The 21434-nt window shown below is 41.4% G+C and carries 21 protein-coding genes and 1 pseudogene; 8 read left to right on the top strand and 14 right to left on the bottom strand.

The window, feature by feature from the left end; genetic code table 11:
- Nucleotides 1-27: 27 nt before the first annotated feature.
- The 9 genes from BKK47_RS00310 to truD all read right to left on the bottom strand — a co-directional run bounded on the left by BKK47_RS00310 (nt 28) and on the right by truD (nt 8579).
- Complete coding sequence (locus BKK47_RS00310) at nt 28-1239, bottom strand: WD40 repeat domain-containing protein (RefSeq protein ID WP_077492962.1); 1212 nt, start codon at nt 1237-1239, stop codon at nt 28-30.
- Between the two features lies 1 nt (nt 1240).
- The gene (locus BKK47_RS00315; RefSeq protein ID WP_077492988.1) at nt 1241-3340 is read right to left on the bottom strand and encodes an alpha/beta hydrolase; all 2100 of its coding nucleotides are present in this window, start codon (nt 3338-3340) and stop codon (nt 1241-1243) included.
- Between the two features lie 22 nt (nt 3341-3362).
- Nucleotides 3363-4526, bottom strand: a complete 1164-nt coding sequence (locus BKK47_RS00320) for a DUF4123 domain-containing protein (RefSeq protein WP_244149091.1) — start codon at nt 4524-4526, stop codon at nt 3363-3365.
- 36 nt (nt 4527-4562) lie between these two features.
- On the bottom strand, nt 4563-4697 hold the full coding sequence (locus BKK47_RS12750; RefSeq protein WP_279626151.1) for a hypothetical protein: 135 nt from the start codon (nt 4695-4697) through the stop codon (nt 4563-4565).
- A 108-nt stretch (nt 4698-4805) separates the two neighbouring features.
- A complete protein-coding gene (gene nlpD, locus BKK47_RS00325) occupies nt 4806-5993 on the bottom strand; it encodes a murein hydrolase activator NlpD (protein WP_077492964.1) in 1188 nt (395 codons plus the stop codon).
- A 14-nt stretch (nt 5994-6007) separates the two neighbouring features.
- Nucleotides 6008-6193 carry a hypothetical protein gene (locus BKK47_RS00330; protein WP_077492965.1) on the bottom strand — a complete coding sequence of 62 codons (186 nt, stop codon included), beginning with the start codon at nt 6191-6193 and terminating at the stop codon, nt 6008-6010.
- A gap of 11 nt (nt 6194-6204) precedes the next feature.
- Nucleotides 6205-6780 carry a YqaA family protein gene (locus BKK47_RS00335; RefSeq protein WP_077492966.1) on the bottom strand — a complete coding sequence of 192 codons (576 nt, stop codon included), beginning with the start codon at nt 6778-6780 and terminating at the stop codon, nt 6205-6207.
- 39 nt (nt 6781-6819) lie between these two features.
- Complete coding sequence (surE, locus tag BKK47_RS00340; RefSeq protein WP_077492967.1) at nt 6820-7560, bottom strand: 5'/3'-nucleotidase SurE; 741 nt, start codon at nt 7558-7560, stop codon at nt 6820-6822.
- A complete protein-coding gene (truD, locus tag BKK47_RS00345; protein ID WP_077492968.1) occupies nt 7560-8579 on the bottom strand; it encodes a tRNA pseudouridine(13) synthase TruD in 1020 nt (339 codons plus the stop codon). The genes surE and truD overlap by 1 nt, the downstream gene beginning before the upstream one ends.
- Nucleotides 8580-8680: 101 nt before the next feature.
- Between truD and rraB the strand changes: the two genes are divergently transcribed.
- From rraB to slyD, 3 genes are all read left to right on the top strand, one after another.
- Nucleotides 8681-9103 carry a ribonuclease E inhibitor RraB gene (gene rraB, locus BKK47_RS00350; RefSeq protein ID WP_077492969.1) on the top strand — a complete coding sequence of 141 codons (423 nt, stop codon included), beginning with the start codon at nt 8681-8683 and terminating at the stop codon, nt 9101-9103.
- 130 nt (nt 9104-9233) lie between these two features.
- A complete protein-coding gene (locus BKK47_RS00355) occupies nt 9234-9968 on the top strand; it encodes an SIMPL domain-containing protein (protein ID WP_077492970.1) in 735 nt (244 codons plus the stop codon).
- Nucleotides 9969-10033: 65 nt separating this feature from the next.
- Nucleotides 10034-10645: a peptidylprolyl isomerase gene (gene slyD / locus BKK47_RS00360; RefSeq protein ID WP_077492971.1), complete on the top strand. Its 612-nt coding sequence runs from the start codon at nt 10034-10036 to the stop codon at nt 10643-10645.
- A 55-nt stretch (nt 10646-10700) separates the two neighbouring features.
- Here the strand turns inward: slyD and BKK47_RS00365 are convergent, their stop codons facing one another.
- Both BKK47_RS00365 and tal read right to left on the bottom strand, forming a co-directional pair.
- Nucleotides 10701-11324 (bottom strand): YagU family protein, encoded by a 624-nt coding sequence (locus tag BKK47_RS00365; RefSeq protein WP_077492972.1) that lies wholly within the window; start codon nt 11322-11324, stop codon nt 10701-10703.
- A 393-nt stretch (nt 11325-11717) separates the two neighbouring features.
- Nucleotides 11718-12671, bottom strand: coding sequence for a transaldolase (gene tal / locus BKK47_RS00370; protein ID WP_077492973.1), 954 nt, complete (start codon nt 12669-12671; stop codon nt 11718-11720).
- A gap of 255 nt (nt 12672-12926) precedes the next feature.
- Between tal and BKK47_RS00375 the strand changes: the two are divergent.
- The 5 genes and pseudogenes from BKK47_RS00375 (at nt 12927) to oppF (ending at nt 18540) form a co-directional block, all read left to right on the top strand.
- Nucleotides 12927-14566 (top strand): annotated as a pseudogene (locus BKK47_RS00375) (ABC transporter substrate-binding protein).
- A 117-nt stretch (nt 14567-14683) separates the two neighbouring features.
- The gene (gene oppB, locus BKK47_RS00380; RefSeq protein ID WP_077492974.1) at nt 14684-15604 is read left to right on the top strand and encodes an oligopeptide ABC transporter permease OppB; all 921 of its coding nucleotides are present in this window, start codon (nt 14684-14686) and stop codon (nt 15602-15604) included.
- A 9-nt stretch (nt 15605-15613) separates the two neighbouring features.
- Nucleotides 15614-16537, top strand: a complete 924-nt coding sequence (gene oppC / locus BKK47_RS00385; protein ID WP_077492975.1) for an oligopeptide ABC transporter permease OppC — start codon at nt 15614-15616, stop codon at nt 16535-16537.
- A gap of 9 nt (nt 16538-16546) precedes the next feature.
- On the top strand, nt 16547-17548 hold the full coding sequence (oppD, locus tag BKK47_RS00390; protein ID WP_077492976.1) for an ABC transporter ATP-binding protein: 1002 nt from the start codon (nt 16547-16549) through the stop codon (nt 17546-17548).
- A complete protein-coding gene (gene oppF, locus BKK47_RS00395) occupies nt 17545-18540 on the top strand; it encodes a murein tripeptide/oligopeptide ABC transporter ATP binding protein OppF (RefSeq protein ID WP_077492977.1) in 996 nt (331 codons plus the stop codon). The genes oppD and oppF overlap by 4 nt, the downstream gene beginning before the upstream one ends.
- A 248-nt stretch (nt 18541-18788) precedes the next feature.
- On the opposite strand, the gene mscL is transcribed toward oppF, so the two are convergent.
- From mscL to BKK47_RS00410, 3 genes are all read right to left on the bottom strand, one after another.
- Nucleotides 18789-19178, bottom strand: coding sequence for a large-conductance mechanosensitive channel protein MscL (gene mscL, locus BKK47_RS00400; RefSeq protein ID WP_077492978.1), 390 nt, complete (start codon nt 19176-19178; stop codon nt 18789-18791).
- 69 nt (nt 19179-19247) lie between these two features.
- On the bottom strand, nt 19248-20624 hold the full coding sequence (gene trkA, locus BKK47_RS00405) for a Trk system potassium transporter TrkA (RefSeq protein ID WP_077492979.1): 1377 nt from the start codon (nt 20622-20624) through the stop codon (nt 19248-19250).
- Complete coding sequence (locus tag BKK47_RS00410; RefSeq protein ID WP_077492980.1) at nt 20621-21427, bottom strand: glycosyltransferase family 2 protein; 807 nt, start codon at nt 21425-21427, stop codon at nt 20621-20623. Before BKK47_RS00410 ends, trkA begins: the two co-directional genes overlap by 4 nt.
- Nucleotides 21428-21434 lie beyond the last annotated feature (7 nt).

A 21434-nucleotide genomic window follows, 5' to 3' on the forward strand; every position in this document is an offset into this window, starting at 1 on the left:
ACTAAGAAAACCAACCGCACTTTAGAATTAATACGCCACCCAGATTTTTTCTAATTCCATTTTATCAGGATGATAACGGTAAACGCTAATACCGCCGTGAACCGCTTGTCCGGTAACTAAGATATTAGCCTTCGGGGCAGAGGCGACACTATCAGACTTTTCATACGCATCTGTCGAAATAACCGGCACATTACCGATTTCGACATAACCAATAATCCAAGGGCTACCCACTCTGTATATTGAAGCGATATTCTGACCTGAGCCGTCATGAGGATATGATAGTTTAAGTTGAATAAAATCCGTATCGTTCAAAAATGCGTAAGTTACCGTGTTAGAATTCTCACGCAAGTATTTATTTTTAAATTTGTCCGGAATTGGAAGTAACTGACTTGTGTCATACATTTCTGTTTCTGAGCTATAAATCCCACTTTCTGCATTAGCCAGTTGCAACCTATGCTGCAAATTACTAACCTCCCACATATAATCCCTCAAATTTTCTCCACCCCCTACAATCCATTTTCCATCAGGGCTAAATAACGCATCTGTGTGTCCGCCAAAACCAAAAAGTTCTGCCATTGGTTTTAAAGTTTTTCTATCCCATAAAACAACTCCATCATAACTGCTTTTTTTATAAACACTCGGCTGAATAGGATCTGCGGTGGGGTTCAATTGAACAACAGAACCGTCTTCCCGAGTACCTCTACCTGATGAGGCTGTTAAAAAATATTTATCTGATAAATCAAAGTTATAATGTCGCCAAAGTGGTGTATCCGTATAAATCGGCACCATATTCTCCCCATACCCTTTAAAAATTTTGCCGGTTTGGTTGGCACTGGCATAAAAAGTTCTATCCACACTTATAATATGATGGGCTATTTCAAAATGTTTAAAGCTTTCTATCTCTTTTCCCTCGACATTTTGAATATGCACAACATTATCCTTCCCTTGCCACATAAAATCATGGCTGTCAGGAATAAAGTAAGCGCTATCCGTATTCACATCTTCCGCAATAACTTTTTTCTCCCTCTTCTCAATATCCCAAAGTACTAACTTTGTTTTATCTTTTTTTGAGTTTTTCCAGCGATGTGCGCTAATCACATATTTTCCATCACTGGAAATCCCAACCGTTCTCGCTACTCCTGTCTCTGAAATTAAATCGCCCCAATGGAAAACAACATAAATCGCAATAAAAAACACCACAATACCAAGAAACGAAAATGCAATATGTTTATTTTTCATATCAATACCGTCCAAATTTTGAATGTTCTTGAATTTTTCTCTTCATGATCCATTCTCTGTAGCTATACTTATAAACCAATGGAAATACCAGATGAACATCAATATCTTTCCATTCCCATTCCCGCATTGCTGAATGAGAAATAAAGTAATAAAACCGACCATCTTCTCTATCTTCCCACTGTCCAAAATAATCCAACTTTTTAGCTTTTTTAAACAAATCTTTAATAAACTTATCCATAAATTCTTTCTTATTAGTTTCTGACATTTCCACCAATCCAAAACGAGTTGTAAACTCTCCATTTACAGTTTGTCGTTCACCTTGATGCCCTAGCGCAGCCCTCACCTTTGAACCTTTCCCTTGCCAATTCGACACCACATTATCCGTCAACACTTCAATAATATGCTCCAACACTTCTTTCGGGAAGCGTCTGAAATGGCTCCAAGGTTTAAGGTAGTTCAGTTCGGCAATCTCACCATGAGCTGCAACCTGTTGTGCCTCCTGCTCAAGCAATTCCCTAATCCTGTAGCGACAATTTGCCACTGACTTAGGCAACTTACGATGAAGATCATAAGGGTTATCGAAAAGGACTGTGTTATGAATAGACTCACAAAATTGCCCAATCTCCGTACCCTGATAATAATCCTCAAACGCCCATTTCGGTCCCCCGATAGACCAATATTTTTTTGGATATGCTCCACCGAGAATACCTAAAAACTCATCGTCTGCGTTTTTTTTATCCTTATCTAATACCCCATCTTCCTGTGAGTACAACACGGTGATATGTTTCGGTACCTTATAGGCATAAGGGAAAATTTCCATAGCAACCGGATTGTAGGTTTTCTTTTTCTCGTAATTCTCAAAATTCGTGATGGCATTATCCGCCACCGCCGCTTCCCACATTATCAGGTTATCGATTTTGTCATCATATTCCCCATCAAAATCGCCCAACACATTCATCGCAGAAAGTGCCACTCTAGCCCCTAAGGAATGGGTAATGATATTAATACGGATACCCTTATCAATCAGTTGTTTCAATACTCCAGCTAACCGCCTACCCGATTCGTTAGCATACATTTCCGCTCGAAAGAAATTCATATCCGGATCGACACTGCCCGACCAAGTCACTCCCACAATACGGCTGTAGTTCTCCCATTGGTCAAAGTCGCTTAATTCATCCTTACCTGAGGCGGCAAGGTTAAGATAGTATTCGACATTCGGTATCCACGCCAACGCTTTAAAACCGTTATAGGTGTCTTCCAGTTTTTCATAACGGTTGGTTAAATAATATTTGGCGTAAACAGGACGCTGCTGAAACTTTTTCAGATTTATTGCATAAGGCTCTCCGTTTATTGTTCCAATCACTTCCCCTTGTTTTTCCGAAATCACATCGGATAACCGTTTCATCAGCTTTTCGTGCTGATGTAAGAATGGTCTTTGAATGTCTTCCGAATTTAAGCGGTAACGATATTGAACTTGTTCGCCGAGTTCTTCATCGGTGGCGAAACGCCCCATGTGTCCGAGTGGCACACTATAACCATGGATAAATAATGTGGCATAGCCGCCATCATCAATGATTTGCTGGATTTGTCTCTCGTTTAAATACGTGGTTTCATTCTGTCTCAATCGCAGATTCACCAAAATCGGTGGCGGTAAATACACCGCTTCTACTTTGTTTTCCGTAAAACTCACTTGTACTTTTAAGGGATCAGCAAGTTGTTTCAACGGTTCTTTTGAGGTTGTAAATTCATCATCAGACTGATTTCGGGCTTTTATCAATACATACCCGTCTGAGGCTTTAAACGGCGTATGTTCGGATTGTTCGGTTAAGCGGCGGTTATCTTTTTTCGTATAGGTTGAAGACACAGCTTCACCACCCGATAGCTGCCAAGAAATCTCACCGCATAGCACACCATTATGCTCGCTTTCGCCGCTCTTAATCTTAGCCGGATATGCCTTGCCGGAGCTATCAAACACCGTCACTACAATACCATCCGGCAGCTTACGGTATTTATTTAAGGTGTCACAATGATAAATCGTCACATTAGTGCGACACATATTTGTCGGGCTGTCAATTTGTTCCGGCTGATGAGATGCTATCATCTTATTAAGTACGGTATCTACACTAGACATGGTGTACTCCTGTTGGTTGTAATTGGTGGCGAATGCGAGCTTGTTTTTCGAGTTGATCAAAGCGCTTTTCTAAATAAAATTGTTTCTGCTGTTCCGTTAAATCACTCATTAAAATATTATTCAATTTGTTTTCCGGGTCGAGATAATTCACCGAATCACCATAAATAAGGTTTGCCAATGCCAATTGTAGAATACTGATCGTTCCTTTCATTTGTGCGGCTTTTGCCAAACGATAAGCATGATTGACCGTTTTTTCTACGATATCCTTGCCATAAGCGTTGGCAAATTCAGGGTGTTGTTCCATAATTTCTTCAATAATTTTTTTGCATAGCGATCTATCGTGAAGTTTGGTAAAGGCTTCGATTTCAAATTTATCAAATTGTTTTTTGGCTTGTTTAAAGGTCGATAAATCAACAATGGGTTCATATTCGATCAACTCATCGCCACATTTAATGCAGAATACCTTTTTAATCATCTTTCCATTAAAAAATGCAGCTAATTTGGTGGGATAAGTTTGCAGACGATCAAGGTATTCTTCTAAGGCGATAGGATCGAGGAAACGAAGATAATAATAATGTCCCGTATAATCAGGCAAGATCAGCCATTTACGGAAATGATTCAATAGTTCCTCTAATTCTGCATCAGAACGAAAAAATGTGCCGATATTACGTTCACCATAATTAATTCCTTCCACATAATTTTCACCATTACGGCAAAATAGACGAGGCAATATTTCATGCCCTTTAGGAAGCTCAAGCAAATAAGGCGCACTTTTAGCGTAGGTTTCGGCTTTTTCGCCTTGAAATAAACAAGCATAGCGAATGCCCTCACCGTGAAATAACCTCGGGAAGAAAGGGGATTTTGATGCATTAATGACCGCATAGCATTTATCACTCGGTTCGTTATTCCATAATCGGGTCTCAATAATGGGAGGTACTTCAAATAATGCAAATGTCGATACCGCACATTGTTCCACCCAAGAAGGAATAGAATAAATTTGTTTTTTGAGATTGAGTTTCGTTGTTTGAGGAAGAAGATTACGATCCGGATAAAACAAAAAGAGCGGTTGATTTTTCGAGAGTTTTTGACTTTCTGAATAGAGTATTTCTCTCAAATCTTCATCTGCGTGATGTTGTACGTAGGTTTCAAAAGGCAAAATATTAAGTGGGAAAGAAAAACGAAGTTGGTGTTTTTACTGATGATACTGAATACGGCTTTTGGCAATATCCATATTTTCACTAAGAACCAAAATCAATACTTTCTCTTGGCTTTCATCTATAATTTGGAAAGCATCTTGAACCCAAATAAAAGATAAATTGTTGAGCATAAAATTGATCCCCAATAATATAAAAGTATGCCTCATTATATCGAAAAGTGCGGATATCAAAAGAAAGTATAAAAAAGAGCGGTCAATTTAACCGCTCTTTTGCATATGTTATCGTTTTGGTAAGTAACGAATCGGATCGACCGATTTACCTTTATAGCGAATTTCAAAGTGAAGTTTTACACCATTGGTGCCTGTGCTACCCATTTTAGCGATTTCTTGCCCTGCTTTGATTTCTTGCTGATCGCTCACGAGGATTCTGTCATTGTGCGCATAAGCACTCAAGAAATCATCGTTATGCTTGATAATGATAAGGTTGCCATAACCACGCAATGCATTGCCCGCATATACAACACGCCCCGCCGCTGCGGCTTTAACCGATTGTCCACGAGAACCGGAAATATCAATCCCTTTATTTCCCCCATCAGAATTTGAGAAACCTTGAATAATATTTCCGCTTGCCGGCCATGTCCAAGCGACATTAGATGCAATAGGGGCGACGACATTTGCATTTACCGGTGCCGTATTTCCTGTTGCAACCGGAGTACTTGGTACATTTGTAGAAGTCGGTGTAGCAGAAGGAACGCCTGCACCTGATTTCACCGGTCCGATAATCGTACCGTCAGAACCAATTTGCGTACCGTTTGCACCCGGTCTGTAAGTAACAGCTGGTTCAACCGGTTTCGCAGGTACTGAGGCTGCATTTACCGGCACGGTTGTCGTTACAGTTTTAGTAACACACTTGCCGATTTTTAAGGTTTGACCAACACTTAAACTATAAGGCTCAGACATATTATTCATTGCAGCAAGCTCTTTCACATCCATACCTGCTAAGTAAGCGATTAAGAACATGGTATCGCCTTTATTGACTTTATAGGTCTCTCCTTTGTACGAGCCTTTTTGAATTTGGCTGTAATCCGGTGCATTGGTATTCGGATTGCGTGGCACGTTAATTGAGCCTGAGCTTGTACAGTCCGACACGGTCTTGGTTACTGTCTTTGTCTGGGGCTGTATAGGAGCGGATACGATAGGTTGTACCGGTTGATAAGTCGGTTGAAAATTCGGCTGCGGAGTTTGAGTTCCGACAGGCACACTACCTGTTGCATTGGTTCCCATATTATTCGGCATAGTATTTTGTTGAATCTCAGGCTGCCAAGTACCGCCGCTGTTATTATCTACCGGTTGCATGATGCCCGGTGAAAGTGTACCGCCTGCATTTTCAATCGGTGCTTGCGTATTAGATGAACAAGCACTTAAAATTGCAACACTCAGGGGTAACAATAAAAACGATTTTTTCATTTATTTTTTCCTTCTTATTTCATTGTATTCGGCATAGTTTGTTGTTCTATTTCCGGCATAAAACTGCCACCGGCAACGGCACCGGTTCCTTCAACCGGTTGCATAATGCCATTCGGTAAAGCATCGGGATCGCTCACTTGGGGTGAAGAACAGGCGACTAAAACTACCGACATAGACAACGCAAATAAATATTTATTCATAATATATCCTATTATTTCAAAATAAAGTAAGCCACTACCGCAAGTGCAACGACTGACCAACCAATAATTTCAATAGATTTACGCAATTTTGCTGCAAATTTTTCTCCGCCCCATGCGGCGAGTTTTGCAACCAGCAAGAAACGTGCCGCACGGGAAATAAATGCAGTCAAGACAAAGGGGAAAAATACCATCTGCATCACACCGGCACAAATCGTAAACACTTTATAAGGAATCGGGCTGAACCCTGCCACAAAAACGACGAGTACCCCCCATTGCTCAAACCACTTTATCGCTGTCGCCCAATGATCACCATAGCCCCATTGTTGCACAATACCTTGCACCCAATCCGTCGCAAAATAACCAATGGCATACCCCACCATACCACCGAGAACGGAGGCGATGGCGGTATAAAGAGCAAATTTGACCGCACTTTTCGGCTTCGACATCGACATTGGGATCAACATCACATCCGGCGGAATGGGGAAAAAGATCGCTTCAATAAAACTCACAAAGGATAGCCAAAACGTGGCAAAACGATGTTTCGACCATTCCATAGTTTTATCATACATTGCCCCAAAAATATTCATTTCATTCACCTTTTAATTGTCGCCGCGCAAAGTATCGCATTATTCACGTTCCAACCAATCCTGTAAAGCCTGAATTGAATGATGGGCTGTCATATCCGCTTGAATTGGGGTAATGGAGACATAACCATTTTTTACTGCATGAAAATCCGTACCTTCTTGCTCGTTCTCCGCTAAACCGGCAGGGCCAATCCAATAGATCGCTTCGCCACGGGGATCTTCTTGTTTTATCACCTCTGCCGCAGAAGAACGATAACCCAAATGGCAAACTTTATAACCTTTTAGTTCCTCATAAGGCAAATCCGGCACATTAATATTAATAATTTCACGAGGGTTTAATAATCGGTTATGCAATTTCGGGATTAAATCTGCCACCACCCGTGCTGCTGTTTCATAATGCTGACGACCATCTAAGGAAACGGCAATGGAAGGCAACCCCAAATGACGCCCTTCCAATGCCGCCGCCACTGTACCGGAATAAATGGTATCATCGCCCATATTGCAACCGGCATTAATGCCCGACACCACTAAATCCACTTGACCGGATAAAAAACCGTTTAACGCTAAATGCACACAATCTGCCGGTGTGCCGTTAATACAATAATCACCGTTATCTAAATGGCGGGGACGTAATGGTTCAACTAAAGTTAAGGCACTGGATGCCGCACTTCGATTCCGATCCGGCGCGACAATCACCACATCGGCAAACTTGCGTAATTCCGCCGCTAAAACTTGAATGCCTTCTGCGTGAAAACCATCATCATTACTTAATAAAATTCGCATTATGCTTCCTTATAATTCACTAATTCTCGAATAAGTGCCGTGGCATAGCTGCCTGACGGCAAATAAAAAGCGAGTTTTAATCCTTCCTCAATAAACTGCCATTGGAAATCCTGTGCCCGCATTAACAGCGGGCGGCGCGCCGCTTTCATTTTTTCTTGTTTCATCAAAGGTGAAAAGGCATTATGTTGTTCCACAATGGCATTTTCAATATCTGACGCAATAAGATTTTCTTCCCCAATCAAGGGAGCGGTGAGTAAAATATCTCTTGAATCTAACCGCACTTGTAATGCCGCTAAATCTTCCGACTCATCCGCTTTAAACCAACTGTGCGAACCGTTTAATTGCACAATATCATTTGGCAAAATTTGTTGGGCAAGCTCCTGCTCAATACGTGCCGCGACCACCAAATTGAAAATCTCACTACGTGCGGCAGAGAGATAAAAACTGCGTTTTTTGCGATCTTTCACCTTAATTTCACCTTGTGCCCAGCGCAATGCCTGCGTAAGATTATGACCATCACGCCCAAAACGTTGTTCCGTAAAATAATTGGGAAAACCAAAATTTGCCACCAAATTTAACCGAGCATTTAACTCATCGCTTTCCTGTGCGTCGCGCAGCAAAATTTCAAAATAATTGCCTTGTAAACTTCCCGTGCGAATTTTGCGGTTATGGCGGGTAACGTCTAAAATTTCTACGCCTTCCAATTCAAATTGAGTGAAATCCGGCATTTCCTGTCCGGGCATTTGCAGACAGAACCATTGTTCTGTTACCGCCTGACGATCTTTCAAACCGGCATAGCCCATATTTCGTTCCGATACGCCGGCAAATTTTGCCAGTTTTTCGCCAACAAATAGGGTGTTACAACTGGTTTTTCGTACTTTTAATGCGACAAATTCCCCCTCCCCCGACATTTCATAGCCAAGATCTTCAATCACAATAAAATCGGCACATTCTTGCTTTAAAAGTGCGGTGGATTTTGGCGGAGTTTTTAAGCTGAGGTAAGGGAGTTGTTCAAGCATGATTTTGACGTGTATTATTGGGTTTTGCGAGATTTTATGCGACTTTTGTAGATTTATCCACTAAAATAACCGCACTTTTCACGCCAACTAAGGAATTTACTATGACTGATTTTGTCGCCCTTCAAGCGGAAACACGGGAAATTATCACCGATTTATTAAATGACGGCAGCGATCCTTCCGCCCTTTATATTATTGAACATCATGTGTCGCACTATGATTTTGATTTACTGGAAAAAATTGCTGTAGATGCCTTTAAAGCCGGCTATGAAGTATCAGAGGCGGAAGAATTTGAAGACGATAATGGAAAAGCCATTTTCTGTTTCGACATCATCAGCGAAGTGGAATTAAAAGCAGAAATTATTGATGCCCAACAAAAAGAAATTTTGCCATTAATTGAAAAACATAAAGGGATTTATGATGGTTGGGGAACCTACTTTGAAGACCCGAGTGATGATGAGGACGAATACGGCAACGATGGTGAATTTTTTGATGAGGATGGGGTCGAAGAATCGCGTTTACACTAATTTACTAACCTGACCGCATAAATAAAGTGCGGTCACAAAAAACAACGTTTTTTGAACGTTGGCTTCGCCAACGGCGCCAAAGGCGTGAATAAATCACTTAGTGATTTATGAATAATTTTTGGAGAAATTTATGAAACTAAAATCGCTCGGTCTCATATTATTAGCTTTACCCTTTAGTACTTCAGTCTTGGCAGAAAATGCCGTAACCCGGCAAACCAATATTGTTTCATTTAATACTGAAGCAGAAAAAAGCATCGAACGTGATTTATTAAATGTACGTTTATTTTATCAAGTTGATGGAAAAGATTTAGCGGACTTAAATAAGACTATTTCAGAACGTTTAAATAAAGCAGTCGGCATTGTTCAAAAACAAAGTGCGGTGGAAATTAAAGGTAATTCCCGTAATACTTCTGTTCGTTACAATAATGAAGGTTACAATAATGAAGGGAAGAAAACAGGTTGGATTGCCCGTGCCGATCTTGTGTTGGAAAGTAAAGACTTCCAAGCCTTATCAGAAGTGCTCAATTCACTAGATGGCATTCTTGCGATTGAAGATGTGAATGCAACTATTTCACCGGAAAAATTAATCAGCGTAGAAAGCGAATTAACACAGGCTGTTATTGAAAAATTTAAAAATAAAGCGACATTAATTCAACATTCATTACAAATGAACAATTACCGAATTCTTAATTTAGACATTTCATCGGTGAATGAATCGGCACCAATCCGCCCTTACGCCTCACCACGTGAGGCTAAAGTGGCAATGTTCTCCTCCGATGCTGCCGCACCGAATGCTTTTTTAGAAAACGGAAAAGAAGCAGTGCGGGTTCAGGCGACCGCACAAATTGAATTACTTAAAGATTAATTTTCTATACAATTATTTTTTCTTCTATACAATGGCAGCGATTTTCAAACAATAAGGAAACCCTCATGAATGTAGCAAAAAATGTGGTGGTAGGCATTGCTTACCAAGTTCGTACCCAAGATGGTGTATTGGTAGATGAAGCACCGTCAAATCAGCCTTTAGAATATTTACAAGGTCACAATAACTTAGTAATTGGTCTAGAAAAAGCCCTAGAAGGCAAAGCGGTAGGCGATAAATTTGAAGTGCGTGTTCAACCGGAAGAAGGCTACGGCGAATACAATGAACATATGGTTCAACGCGTACCAAAAGATGTTTTCCAAGGTGTCGATGAGTTAGTAGTGGGAATGCGTTTCTTAGCAGATACGGATATTGGCCCTGTTCCGGTGGTAATTACCGAAGTGGACGGCGATGAAGTAGTGGTGGACGGTAACCATATGTTAGCCGGTCAAGAATTACATTTCACCGTTGAAGTTGTCAGCACACGTGAAGCCACATTGGAAGAAATTGCGCATGGTCACGTTCACGGTGCTCACGGTCATCACCATGACAGCGATGAAGAAGGTCATGGCTGTGGTTGTGGCGGTCATCATCATGACCATGATCACGGTGGTTGCTGTGGCGGTGGTCATAAACACAATCATCACGGACATGGCGGTTGTGGCTGCGGCGGTCATTAATCCTTTGAGCAAAATACAAAAAAGGCAACATTTCGTTGCCTTTCTTTTTTGATCGCTATTCTGTCGCCTCTTTCAAAGGTACTTCCGGATCAGGTTGACCGGTGATGCGATTGCGTAAATCACGACGAATAATTTCAATTGTCCAGAACCAGAAAATATGACCGACTAATTCGGAAATATGTTCATAGAGTGGCCATTCCGCAACAGGCGGTGTTAAGCCTAGCATTGGGAAAGTGATGTAGTGTACACAGATGTTGGCGATAATACCGGCACCGATACCTTGCCAAAATTTGATTTTTGGGAAACGTTCTGCCACTAAGCAGTAACCAATAGCGAACACTAATGAGAAAATGATGTGTGTCACTCCAATCCAGTTAAAGGCATGATCTGCAAAAGTGAATGCTGCTTCTGTTGGGTCGATACCTAAATAATCACGCAAGAAAACGTGTGGCGGATTTAGGAATGCACGAGAACAAACTTGTAATACTTGATCTTGGGTTAAACCTGTGATGTCCACTTTACAAGCAGCTGCAAAGAAATCAATCGGACTGCGTGGAGGGAATGGATGTTCTGCTCCCCATTTTACAAACGCAGAAATAATACCGGCAATAATACCGACAAAAATTGCCACACCATAGCGACGACGGCTTGGCGGGGTTTGAGTAAAAATACCTGACATATTTTGCTCCGAAAATTAAAAAAACCAACCGCACTTTCTTTACATCATAAAAGTACGGGACAAAATTCCACCATTTAAATTACCGTACATTCATTTTGATTGTCTAAAAAATAAATCACCGATAATTGATGGCAAAACACAGGAACAGATTTTTCACCAATTTAGCGGCTCAGTCAAGGAGTAAAATTGTTTTCTTTTAATCTCCAAGATTTTCTTTTGCCGTTTTGCCTGTGCTCCTTAATGTCAAAATATTTCCGAAATCAAACCAACCCGCTCATAAAAAAGAAAAATGTAGAGAATACGATTGATACTTCCAGCGATAAAAACGCGCCCGTTACTTATCAAACATAACGGACGCAAAAATTTATATTGATTATATTGATTCAGAAAAAATTATAATTTTGCCGCAAGCATCGCCTCTAATTTTTCTTGGTCGATTGCGAACTTACGAATACCTTCAGCCAATTTTTCGACCGCCATGGCATCACTGTTGTGCTGCCAGTAGAACTCCGCTTCAGTTAACGGTTGAGGTTTGGCTTTCACTTCACCTTTATATTCAAGTTTACGCGCAAGTGCGGTTGAATTTTCTTGTAATTCTTTGAGGAGCGGCGGCGCAATGGTCAAGCGATCACAACCTGCCAATTCGGTGATTTCACCCACATTACGGAAACTTGCCCCCATTACCACGGTATTGTAACCGTACTCTTTGTAATAATTATAAATTTTGGTAACGGAAATCACGCCCGGATCTTCTGCCGGAGCATATTCTTTTTTATCACTGTTCGCTTTATACCAATCCAGAATACGACCCACAAACGGTGAAATTAAATATACCCCTGCTTCGGCACAGGCACGGGCTTGCGCTTCTGAGAATAATAAAGTGAGGTTACAGTTAATGCCTTCTTTTTCAAGAATTTCTGCTGCACGGATACCTTGCCATGTTGAAGCGATTTTAATCAAAATACGATCATTTGAAATACCGGCAGCGTTGTAAAGTGCGATCAGTTTACGGGCTTTTTCAACGGTAGCTTGGGTATTATAGGAAAGGCGGGCATCCACTTCGGTGGAAATACGTCCCGGGACGATTTTTAAAATTTCTAAACCAATGTTTACCGCTAATTTATCTTCCGCATCAATTAATTGTTGGGCTTTATCATTGCTTTGTGCTTTGGCATAGCTTACGGCTTCATCAATTAATGGCGCATATTGCGGTAATGCCGAAGCACTTAAAATTAAGGAAGGGTTGGTTGTGGCATCTTGTGGTTGGTATTTTTTGATGGCATCAATATCGCCGGTATCTGCTACCACCACTGTCATACTACGAAGTGAATCTAATTGAGTTGTCATTGTCTTCTCCTTATCTTGATTGATGGGCGTTACGATAGCATAAATTGAATTTAAAGTGATAGTAAGAAATCGCAATAGATCGAATAGTTTTACGGGAGAAAAAGAAGGATTTTTAGTTTTTTATCAAAACTGTGATCGATATCACCTTTGTTAGGAAATAAAGCCTTTACAAATTTAAACATTTAAGATAAATCAATAAATTCAACGATTTTAATAATGATGATTTCACAACAATTAACCCAAAAAGGAGTGACTATGCAACGTAACTTACTCAGTAAATGTATCTTTTTCTCTCTCACTTTAGCGCTCTCCGGCAGTCTTTACGCCACTCAAGTTCCAGTGGGAACAGAGCTTGCTCCGGTACAAAATATTGTCATTAATAACGGTTCGGAACCACAAAGTTTTGATCCGCACAAAACTGAGGGCGTACCGGAATCACAAGTGCTTTATCAACTATTTGAAGGATTAATAAGCACCAATTCGGACGGTGAATTAGTACCGGGAGTAGCAGAAAGTTGGGAAAGCTCGCCGGATTATAAAACTTGGACGTTCCATCTTCGCAAAGAGGCGAAATGGTCAAACGGTGATCCGGTTACAGCACAAGATTTTGTGTATTCTTGGCGTCGTGTTTAGTCAACCCTAACACCGCCTCGCCTTACGCCAGCTTTTTAGACTATATGCAAGTGGTGAATGCCCAAGATATTATTGACGGTAAGAAAAAACCGGAAGAATTAGGCGTTGAAGCCAAAGACGATTACACCTTTGTGGTTTATTCCTCCAATCCCGTCCCTTATGCCGCCGGTTTAACCACTCACCAATCTTTATTACCCGCACCACAAAAAATCGTTGAAAAATTTGGCGATGCTTGGGTGAAAAAAGAAAATATTGTGAGCAATGGTGCTTACAAACTAAAAAATCACGTTATCAATGAAAAAATTGAGTTTGAACGTAACCCGCTTTATTGGAACGATAAAGAAACCGTAATCAACACGGCGACTTTCTTGGCGATCGAAAATCCGAGTACCGATGTTTCCCGTTATCGTGCCGGTGATTTAGATATTACTCACTATACACTTCCACCAGAACAATTTGCTAAGTTGAAAAAAGAATTGCCCGATCAAGTGTTCACAGCCCGTGTTTTGTCAACTTATACCTATGAAATCAATAATCTGAAAGCGCCTTTCAATGATAAACGGGTACGCCAAGCCTTAAACTATGCCCTTGATCGTAATGTGATTACAGATAAAGTGCTGGCGCAAGGTCAAACACCGACTTATGTCTTCACACCATCTTATATCGCAGAGGGCGATCAAATCCAACAACCGGCTTATTCCCAAGAACCAATGGCAAAACGTAACGAAGAGGCGATTAAATTATTAGAAGAAGCAGGTTTCAGCAAAGCTAATCCGTTGAAATTTACCATTCTTTACAACACCAACGAAAACCATAAAAAAGTGGGAATCGCCGCCGCTTCTATGTGGAAAGCAAATACCAAAGGCTTAATTGACGTGAAATTAGAAAACCAAGAATGGAAAACTTACATTGATAGTCGCCGTGCCGGTCATTACGATGTGGCTCGTGCAGGTTGGCTTGCAGATTACAACCAAGCGACCACTTTCGGTAACTATTTCTTATCTACCTCTAGTAACAACACGGCAAAATACGCCAATGCGGAATATGATAAGGCAATGGCGGAATCTTATTTAGTCAGTGATGCCAAAGGCCGTGCGCAAGCCTATGCCAAAGCAGAAGCGATTTTGGCGAAAGATTTTGCTATCGTGCCGGTTTACAATTATGTCAATCCACGTTTAGTAAAACCTTACGTAAAAGGCTATACGGGCAAAGATCCGCAAGATCATATTTTCTTGCGCAATCTTTATATCATTAAGCATTAAGAAAAAAGTGCGGTTGGAAAAACACCTGTTTTTTTGACCGCACTTTTATTTTTATCAAATTCTTGCCTCATAAACAGAGAAAGAAAATATCTCAGTCATATTTTAGGGGGAGTAACCATGTTCAAATTTATTCTTAAACGTGTGTTAGAAGCGATTCCCACATTGTTTATTTTAATTACGTTTTCTTTTTTCCTCATGCGTTTGGCGCCGGGCAGCCCTTTCACATCCGAACGTGCCTATCCGCCTGAAGTGATGGCAAATATTGAAGCAAAATATCATTTGAACGAACCGCTGCATAAACAATACTTTCTTTATTTAGAAAATCTCTCCAAAGGTGATTTCGGCCCTTCGTTTAAATATAAAGATCAATCTGTGAACGATTTAATCGGCGCGGCATTTCCAGTCTCCCTCAAACTCGGCAGCATTGCTTTTTTATTTGCCCTCACGCTGGGTATTTCTGTCGGCACAATCGCCGCATTAAAACAAAACAGTCGGTGGGATTACATTTTGATGAGTATGTCGATGACAGGGGTCATTATGCCCAGTTTTGTCTTCGCACCGCTCCTTGTATTGTTTTTTGCCATTTGGCTTGGTTGGTTGCCGGCCGGTGGTTGGAATGAAGGCGCCTTGCCTTATTTAATTTTACCGGTTGCCTCACTCACAATTGCCTATGTGGCGGGAATTGCTCGAATTATGCGGGGTTCAATGATTGAAGTGCTTCATTCCAATTTTATTCGCACCGCCAAAGCCAAAGGGCTTTCTACCCATCGAATTATTTTAAAACACGCACTGCGCCCCGCACTTTTACCTGTTATCACTTATCTTGGCCCCGCATTTGTGGGCATTATCACGGGTTCAATGGTGATCGAAAGCGTGTTCGGTTTACCGGGCATGGGGAAATTATTTGTGAATGGCGCACTGAACCGTGATTATTCTTTAGTATTAAGTTTAACCATTCTGGTTGGCACGCTGACTATTTTGTTTAATATGATTGTCGATATTTTATATGCCGTCATTGACCCGAAAATTCGTTATTAGGAGTGTGCAATGAGACAACCTATTAATCAAAAAAATACCGAATTTGTAGAACAACTTGCAGAACGTGTGGAGGGAATGCAACTTGAGGGGCGAAGCCTCTGGCAAGATGCGAAACGCCGTTTTTTCCGCAATAAAGCCGCCGTAGCCAGTTTAATTTTATTGGCATTTATCCTGTTATTTATCACTTTTGCGCCCCTATTTTTCCCCTTTACCTATGAAGATACGGATTGGAATATGATGGGCGTTGCGCCTACTACGGAGGGATTGCATTTCTTCGGCACGGATTCATCCGGTCGCGATCTACTGGTTCGGGTTGCCATTGGCGGGCGGATTTCCCTGATGGTGGGGATCGCCGGTGCGTTAATTTCGGTGATGATCGGAACAATTTATGGCGCGATTTCCGGCTACTTTGGCGGCAAAATTGATATGGTAATGATGCGCTTCTTAGAAATTCTCAGCTCATTCCCTTTTATGTTTTTTGTGATTTTGCTGGTCACTCTTTTCGGACAGAATATTCTATTGATCTTCATTGCCATCGGTGCGATTGCCTGGCTGGGTTTGGCTCGAATTGTACGCGGTCAAACCCTTAGTCTTAAAAACAAAGAATTTGTTGAAGCCGCCATTGTATGTGGTGTACCGCGTCGCCAAATTATTCTCAAGCATATTATTCCCAATGTATTAGGTTTAGTCGCAGTCTATGCCTCTTTGGAAGTACCGGGATTAATTCTATTTGAGTCTTTCTTGAGTTTTTTAGGTTTGGGAACACAAGAACCAATGAGCAGTTGGGGCGCATTATTAAGCGATGGCGCAGCACAAATGGAAGTCGCTCCTTGGCTTTTAATTTTCCCTGCATTCTTCCTCTGTTTAACGCTATTTTGTTTTAACTTTATCGGCGATGGCTTACGCGATGCGCTTGACCCGAAAGATCGCTAGGAGAGGTTTATGGAAAAACAACAGCAAAATCAACCGCACTTATTAGAGGTGCAAAATCTCTACGTCAATTTCCATACCCCCGATGGCATTGTTACGGCAGTGAATGATCTCAATTTCACCTTAGATGCCGGACAAACCCTCGGCATTGTGGGGGAATCCGGTTCTGGTAAATCCCAAACTGCCTTTGCCTTAATGGGCTTGCTTGCAGCAAACGGGAAAGTTTCCGGTTCAGCCTTATTTAACGGCACACAACTGGTCAATTTACCAACGGCACAACTCAATAAAATCCGCGCAGAACAAATTGCGATGATTTTCCAAGATCCGATGACATCCTTGAATCCCTATATGAAGATAGGCGAACAATTAATGGAAGTCTTGATGTTGCACAAAGGTTACGACAAACAAACGGCATTCAATGAATCGGTAAGCATGTTGGACGCAGTGAAAATGCCGGAAGCCAAAAAACGTATGGGGATGTATCCGCACGAATTTTCCGGTGGAATGCGCCAGCGTGTGATGATTGCCATGGCATTACTTTGTCGCCCGAAATTACTGATCGCTGATGAACCAACCACCGCACTGGATGTGACGGTACAGGCACAAATTATGACCTTATTGAATGAGCTCAAACAGGAATTTAACACGGCGATTATTATGATCACGCATGATCTTGGTGTGGTCGCGGGGATTTGTGATCAAGTGCTTGTGATGTATGCCGGTCGGACGATGGAATACGGCACAGCGGAACAAATTTTCTATCACCCGACACATCCTTATTCCCTAGGGCTGATGGAGGCGATTCCCCGCCTTGACGGCAAAAATGAAACGCTAGTCACGATTCCGGGAAATCCACCGAATTTGCTACATTTACCGACAGGCTGTCCGTTTTCACCCCGTTGTCATTATGCCGGAGAGCAATGCAAAACTGCGCCAAAACTGACCGCACTTTCCCAAGGGCATTTACGGAATTGTTGGATTCCGGCAGAACAATTTGAGGAACGCCCCCTATGATGAAAGAGAAAAACTTGTTATTAGATGTTAAAAATTTGGGTGTATCCTTTAAAATCAAAAATGATAAAGCCCTCTTTTTTGCTAAACCGCAAACCTTAAAAGCAGTAAAAAATGTCTCTTTTCAGCTTTATGCCGGCGAAACCTTAGGTGTGGTGGGCGAATCGGGCTGTGGAAAATCCACCCTTGCCCGCGCCATTATTGGCTTAGTGGAAGCAAACGAAGGCGAAATTATTTGGTTAGGTAAAGATTTACGCAAACAATCCCCTAAACAATGGCGTGAAACACGCAAAGATATTCAGATGATCTTTCAAGATCCCCTTGCCTCCCTTAATCCTCGAACGAATATCGGTGAAATTATTGCAGAGCCGCTCAAAATTTATCAACCTCACTTAAACGCAGAACAAGTGAAAGAAAAGGTGCAGGCGATGATGTTAAAAGTGGGTTTATTGCCTAATTTGATTAACCGATATCCCCACGAATTTTCCGGTGGACAATGCCAACGCATCGGTATTGCACGCGCACTGATTATTGAGCCTAAAATGATTATTTGTGATGAGCCGGTTTCTGCACTGGATGTTTCCATTCAAGCCCAAGTGGTAAATTTGTTGAAATCATTACAAGAAGAAATGGGATTATCACTGATTTTTATTGCCCACGATCTTGCCATAGTGAAACATATTTCCGACCGAGTGTTGGTGATGTATTTAGGTAACGCCATGGAGTTAGGGAGCGATGATGAGGTGTATAACCATACCAAACATCCTTACACCAAAGCCTTAATGTCCGCCGTGCCGATTCCTGATCCTAAATTGGAACGAAATAAAAACATCCAGCTTTTAGAAGGGGATCTCCCATCCCCCATTAACCCGCCGTCCGGCTGTGTATTTCGTACCAGATGCCCGTTGGCAGACAAAAATTGTAGTATTCAAAAGCCGACGTTTAATACGGAGAACAGTACCCATTTTGTGGCATGTTTAAAAACCTATCGGTAAAAGTGCGGTAGAAAAAACACACGTTTCTCCGATATTATGTAGCAGGCGCACAAAAAGGAATTTCAACGAAATGTAGGGACACACTGCGTGTGTCCGTGTAATAAATAGATTTTATAAAGGATACACCAAATTGGGTTTGTGTAACTGCTACGTAATACCGCTCTTCTCTCAAATGGCTCAAACCCGTATTATCATAGAAAATAAAAAAGTTGGCATAAGCCAACCTTTTTATTCTGTTCTAAAATGAATTACTTTTTCAACAAATCACGAATTTCAGTAAGTAATTTTTCTTCGTTTGAAGGTTCAGCAGGCGCTGCTTCAGCCGGTTTTTTCAATTTGTTGATACCTTTTACCATCAAGAAAATAGCAAATGCAATAATAACAAAATCGAAGACGTTTTGGATAAACATACCGTAGTTTAATGTCACTGCCGGAATATCACCTTTTGCCGGTTCTAAAATAAATTTTAAATCTTTAAAATCTACACCGCCGGTTAAGATACCCAATACAGGCATTACGACATCACCCACAAGTGAACTTACAATTTTGCCAAACGCACCACCGATAATGACACCGACAGCCATATCAACAACATTGCCACGCATCGCGAATTCACGAAATTCCTTTATAAAGCTCATAAATTTTTCCTTTTACTTACAGTTGAAGACATGGCGTATTATATGTTCTTTGATTAAAAAGTAAACCCTTTAGATAAAGAACGAGCTTGGTTGGAATAACTTTTCGATTTCAGAAACCGCTTTTTTATCACCTAAATATACGATGACATGATCTCCGTCCTGAATTTCAACATTTTTATGCCCGATAATCACTTCATTATTACGTAAAATCGCGCCGATAATGCAACCGGCAGGCAAACGAATATGACGAATCGTTTTTCCCACAATATTGGAGGTATTCAAATCACCGTGGGCAACAATTTCAATCGCCTCGGAAACGCCATGGTGTAAGCTCGCTACATTTTTGATATCACCTTTACGCACATACCCCAACAAAGCGGAAATTGTCGCTTGCTGCGGAGAAACGGCAATATCAATCGTCCCCCCTTGAATTAGGCTGATATATGCCATACGCTGAATCAGCACCATGGCTTTTTTTGCTCCTAAGCGTTTTGCCAACAATGCCGACATAATATTGGCTTCATCATCGCTACTTAATGATAAAAACACATCAATATTCTCAATATGTTCTTCAAACAACAAATTTTGATCGGAAGCATCACCGTGAAAAACCAAGGTTTTCGCTAATTTTTCCGCTAAGGCTTGCGCACGCTCCGCATTACGCTCGATTAATTTTACTGTGCAATGTTCTTCCAATTGTTTTGCCACGCCGGCAGCAATATTCCCCCCGCCAACAATCATTACCCGTTTATAAGGCTTTTCAAGGCGTTGCAATTCGCTAATTACCGCTTTAATATGCTCTGTCGCACAAATAAAGGTGATTTCATCACCCGCTTCGATAATTGTCGAACCTTGGGGGCGAATGGTTTTGTCATTACGCGAAATTGAGACAATCCGCAATTCAATATGCGGCATATGCTCCTTGAAAGCCGACAAAGCATGCCCGACCAATGCACCACCGTAATAAGCTTTAACCACTACGGCACTAATACGATTCTTGGCAAAGTGCGCCACTTGTAATGCACCGGGATAAGCGATGAGACGTGTGATTTCATCCGTTACTAAATTTTCCGGTGAAATCAAATAGTTGATAGGCACATTTTCATCATTGAATAGTTTCTCTTTTTCCCGTAAATATTCCGAATCACGGATACGCGCAATACGCGTTGGCGTATTAAATAACGTGTACCCCATTTGACACGCCACCATATTAATTTCATCTGATGATGTCACTGCCACCATTAAATCCGCATCCGTTGCACCGGCATCACGCAACACTTTTGGAGAAGAAGGAGAACCCTGTACAACTTTTAAATCATGTTTTTCCTGTAAAGCTAGCAGTCGTGGTGATTCATTATCAACTAAGGTAATATCATTATCTTCACTAACCAAACTTTCCGCTAATGTCGTCCCCACCTGTCCGGCTCCAAGGATCATTATTTTCATGCCTCACTCCTTGTTAAGATAAGAGGTTGAATACCAATTTTCGCCGAATTTAGACCGCACTTTAACGTTTCCATTTGGCGACAAATTTCATCGGTTACCGCATTTGCCTGCATCATTTTTTCTTCCGTCACCTCTTCTGGTGCCTTTTGGAACAAAATCGAATCTAATAATCGCTCGGCGTGCATTCCCTCTCGACAATAATGTAGCACACCGACTTCATCAAATAATGTCGCCACCTTATTTATTCTTGTTGTTGCAATCCCCAAAGCACCGTCTTCACCGCCTAGCTCACGGAATAACACATCTTGAGGAAAACCGCCACAGGCTAGGAAAAAAGCGCGGCGAAACACCACATTCCCTCCACATGTCATTCTCATATGCTGCCAAGCAAAATCAAAATTAGGATGTTCCGCATAACGGCTCGCTAACCCTATGGGTTTTAAAGCCAAACGTACCACAGAGGTGTCCGGTTGAAAATGAAAGGTTGCCGCTGCCACTTCCAATGCCCCTTGCTCATAGGCATCATCCGCATCTAAAAAAGCGATCAATTCATTCGTAGATTGTAACACCCCCCAATTTCGTGCTTTTGCGACACCACGGTTTTTATTCATTGATTCCACAAAAATCCGTTCCGGATACTGTGCGGAAAACTGATTCGCCAGAGCAAGCGTACCATCACTTGAAGCATCGTCAATCAACCAAATTTTTCCCAAACAGGGTTGATTTAAAACTGATTCCACCGCTCGTGTTAAGGTTTTTTCTGCGTTATAGCAAGGTATGATCACGTCAATATTAGGAAACATGATTGTC

This window comes from Rodentibacter mrazii, assembly GCF_001998825.1.
Taxonomy (GTDB): Bacteria; Pseudomonadota; Gammaproteobacteria; order Enterobacterales; family Pasteurellaceae; genus Rodentibacter; species Rodentibacter mrazii.

What these genes read in the sequence shown, in the direction of transcription:
- BKK47_RS00335 (WP_077492966.1), bottom strand. Translation starts at nt 6,780, where the DNA reads ATGAATATTTTTGGGGCAATGTATGATAAAACTATGGAATGGTCGAAA.
- nlpD (WP_077492964.1), bottom strand. Translation starts at nt 5,993, where the DNA reads ATGAAAAAATCGTTTTTATTGTTACCCCTGAGTGTTGCAATTTTAAGT.
- oppF (WP_077492977.1), top strand. Translation starts at nt 17,545, where the DNA reads ATGATGAAAGAGAAAAACTTGTTATTAGATGTTAAAAATTTGGGTGTA.
- surE (WP_077492967.1), bottom strand. Translation starts at nt 7,560, where the DNA reads ATGCGAATTTTATTAAGTAATGATGATGGTTTTCACGCAGAAGGCATT.
- trkA (WP_077492979.1), bottom strand. Translation starts at nt 20,624, where the DNA reads ATGAAAATAATGATCCTTGGAGCCGGACAGGTGGGGACGACATTAGCG.
- mscL (WP_077492978.1), bottom strand. Translation starts at nt 19,178, where the DNA reads ATGAGCTTTATAAAGGAATTTCGTGAATTCGCGATGCGTGGCAATGTT.
- oppB (WP_077492974.1), top strand. Translation starts at nt 14,684, where the DNA reads ATGTTCAAATTTATTCTTAAACGTGTGTTAGAAGCGATTCCCACATTG.
- tal (WP_077492973.1), bottom strand. Translation starts at nt 12,671, where the DNA reads ATGACAACTCAATTAGATTCACTTCGTAGTATGACAGTGGTGGTAGCA.
- BKK47_RS00410 (WP_077492980.1), bottom strand. Translation starts at nt 21,427, where the DNA reads ATGTTTCCTAATATTGACGTGATCATACCTTGCTATAACGCAGAAAAA.
- BKK47_RS00310 (WP_077492962.1), bottom strand. Translation starts at nt 1,239, where the DNA reads ATGAAAAATAAACATATTGCATTTTCGTTTCTTGGTATTGTGGTGTTT.
- BKK47_RS00355 (WP_077492970.1), top strand. Translation starts at nt 9,234, where the DNA reads ATGAAACTAAAATCGCTCGGTCTCATATTATTAGCTTTACCCTTTAGT.
- BKK47_RS00315 (WP_077492988.1), bottom strand. Translation starts at nt 3,340, where the DNA reads ATGATAGCATCTCATCAGCCGGAACAAATTGACAGCCCGACAAATATG.
- oppC (WP_077492975.1), top strand. Translation starts at nt 15,614, where the DNA reads ATGAGACAACCTATTAATCAAAAAAATACCGAATTTGTAGAACAACTT.
- oppD (WP_077492976.1), top strand. Translation starts at nt 16,547, where the DNA reads ATGGAAAAACAACAGCAAAATCAACCGCACTTATTAGAGGTGCAAAAT.
- BKK47_RS00365 (WP_077492972.1), bottom strand. Translation starts at nt 11,324, where the DNA reads ATGTCAGGTATTTTTACTCAAACCCCGCCAAGCCGTCGTCGCTATGGT.
- truD (WP_077492968.1), bottom strand. Translation starts at nt 8,579, where the DNA reads ATGCTTGAACAACTCCCTTACCTCAGCTTAAAAACTCCGCCAAAATCC.
- BKK47_RS12750 (WP_279626151.1), bottom strand. Translation starts at nt 4,697, where the DNA reads ATGCTCAACAATTTATCTTTTATTTGGGTTCAAGATGCTTTCCAAATT.
- BKK47_RS00330 (WP_077492965.1), bottom strand. Translation starts at nt 6,193, where the DNA reads ATGAATAAATATTTATTTGCGTTGTCTATGTCGGTAGTTTTAGTCGCC.
- rraB (WP_077492969.1), top strand. Translation starts at nt 8,681, where the DNA reads ATGACTGATTTTGTCGCCCTTCAAGCGGAAACACGGGAAATTATCACC.
- slyD (WP_077492971.1), top strand. Translation starts at nt 10,034, where the DNA reads ATGAATGTAGCAAAAAATGTGGTGGTAGGCATTGCTTACCAAGTTCGT.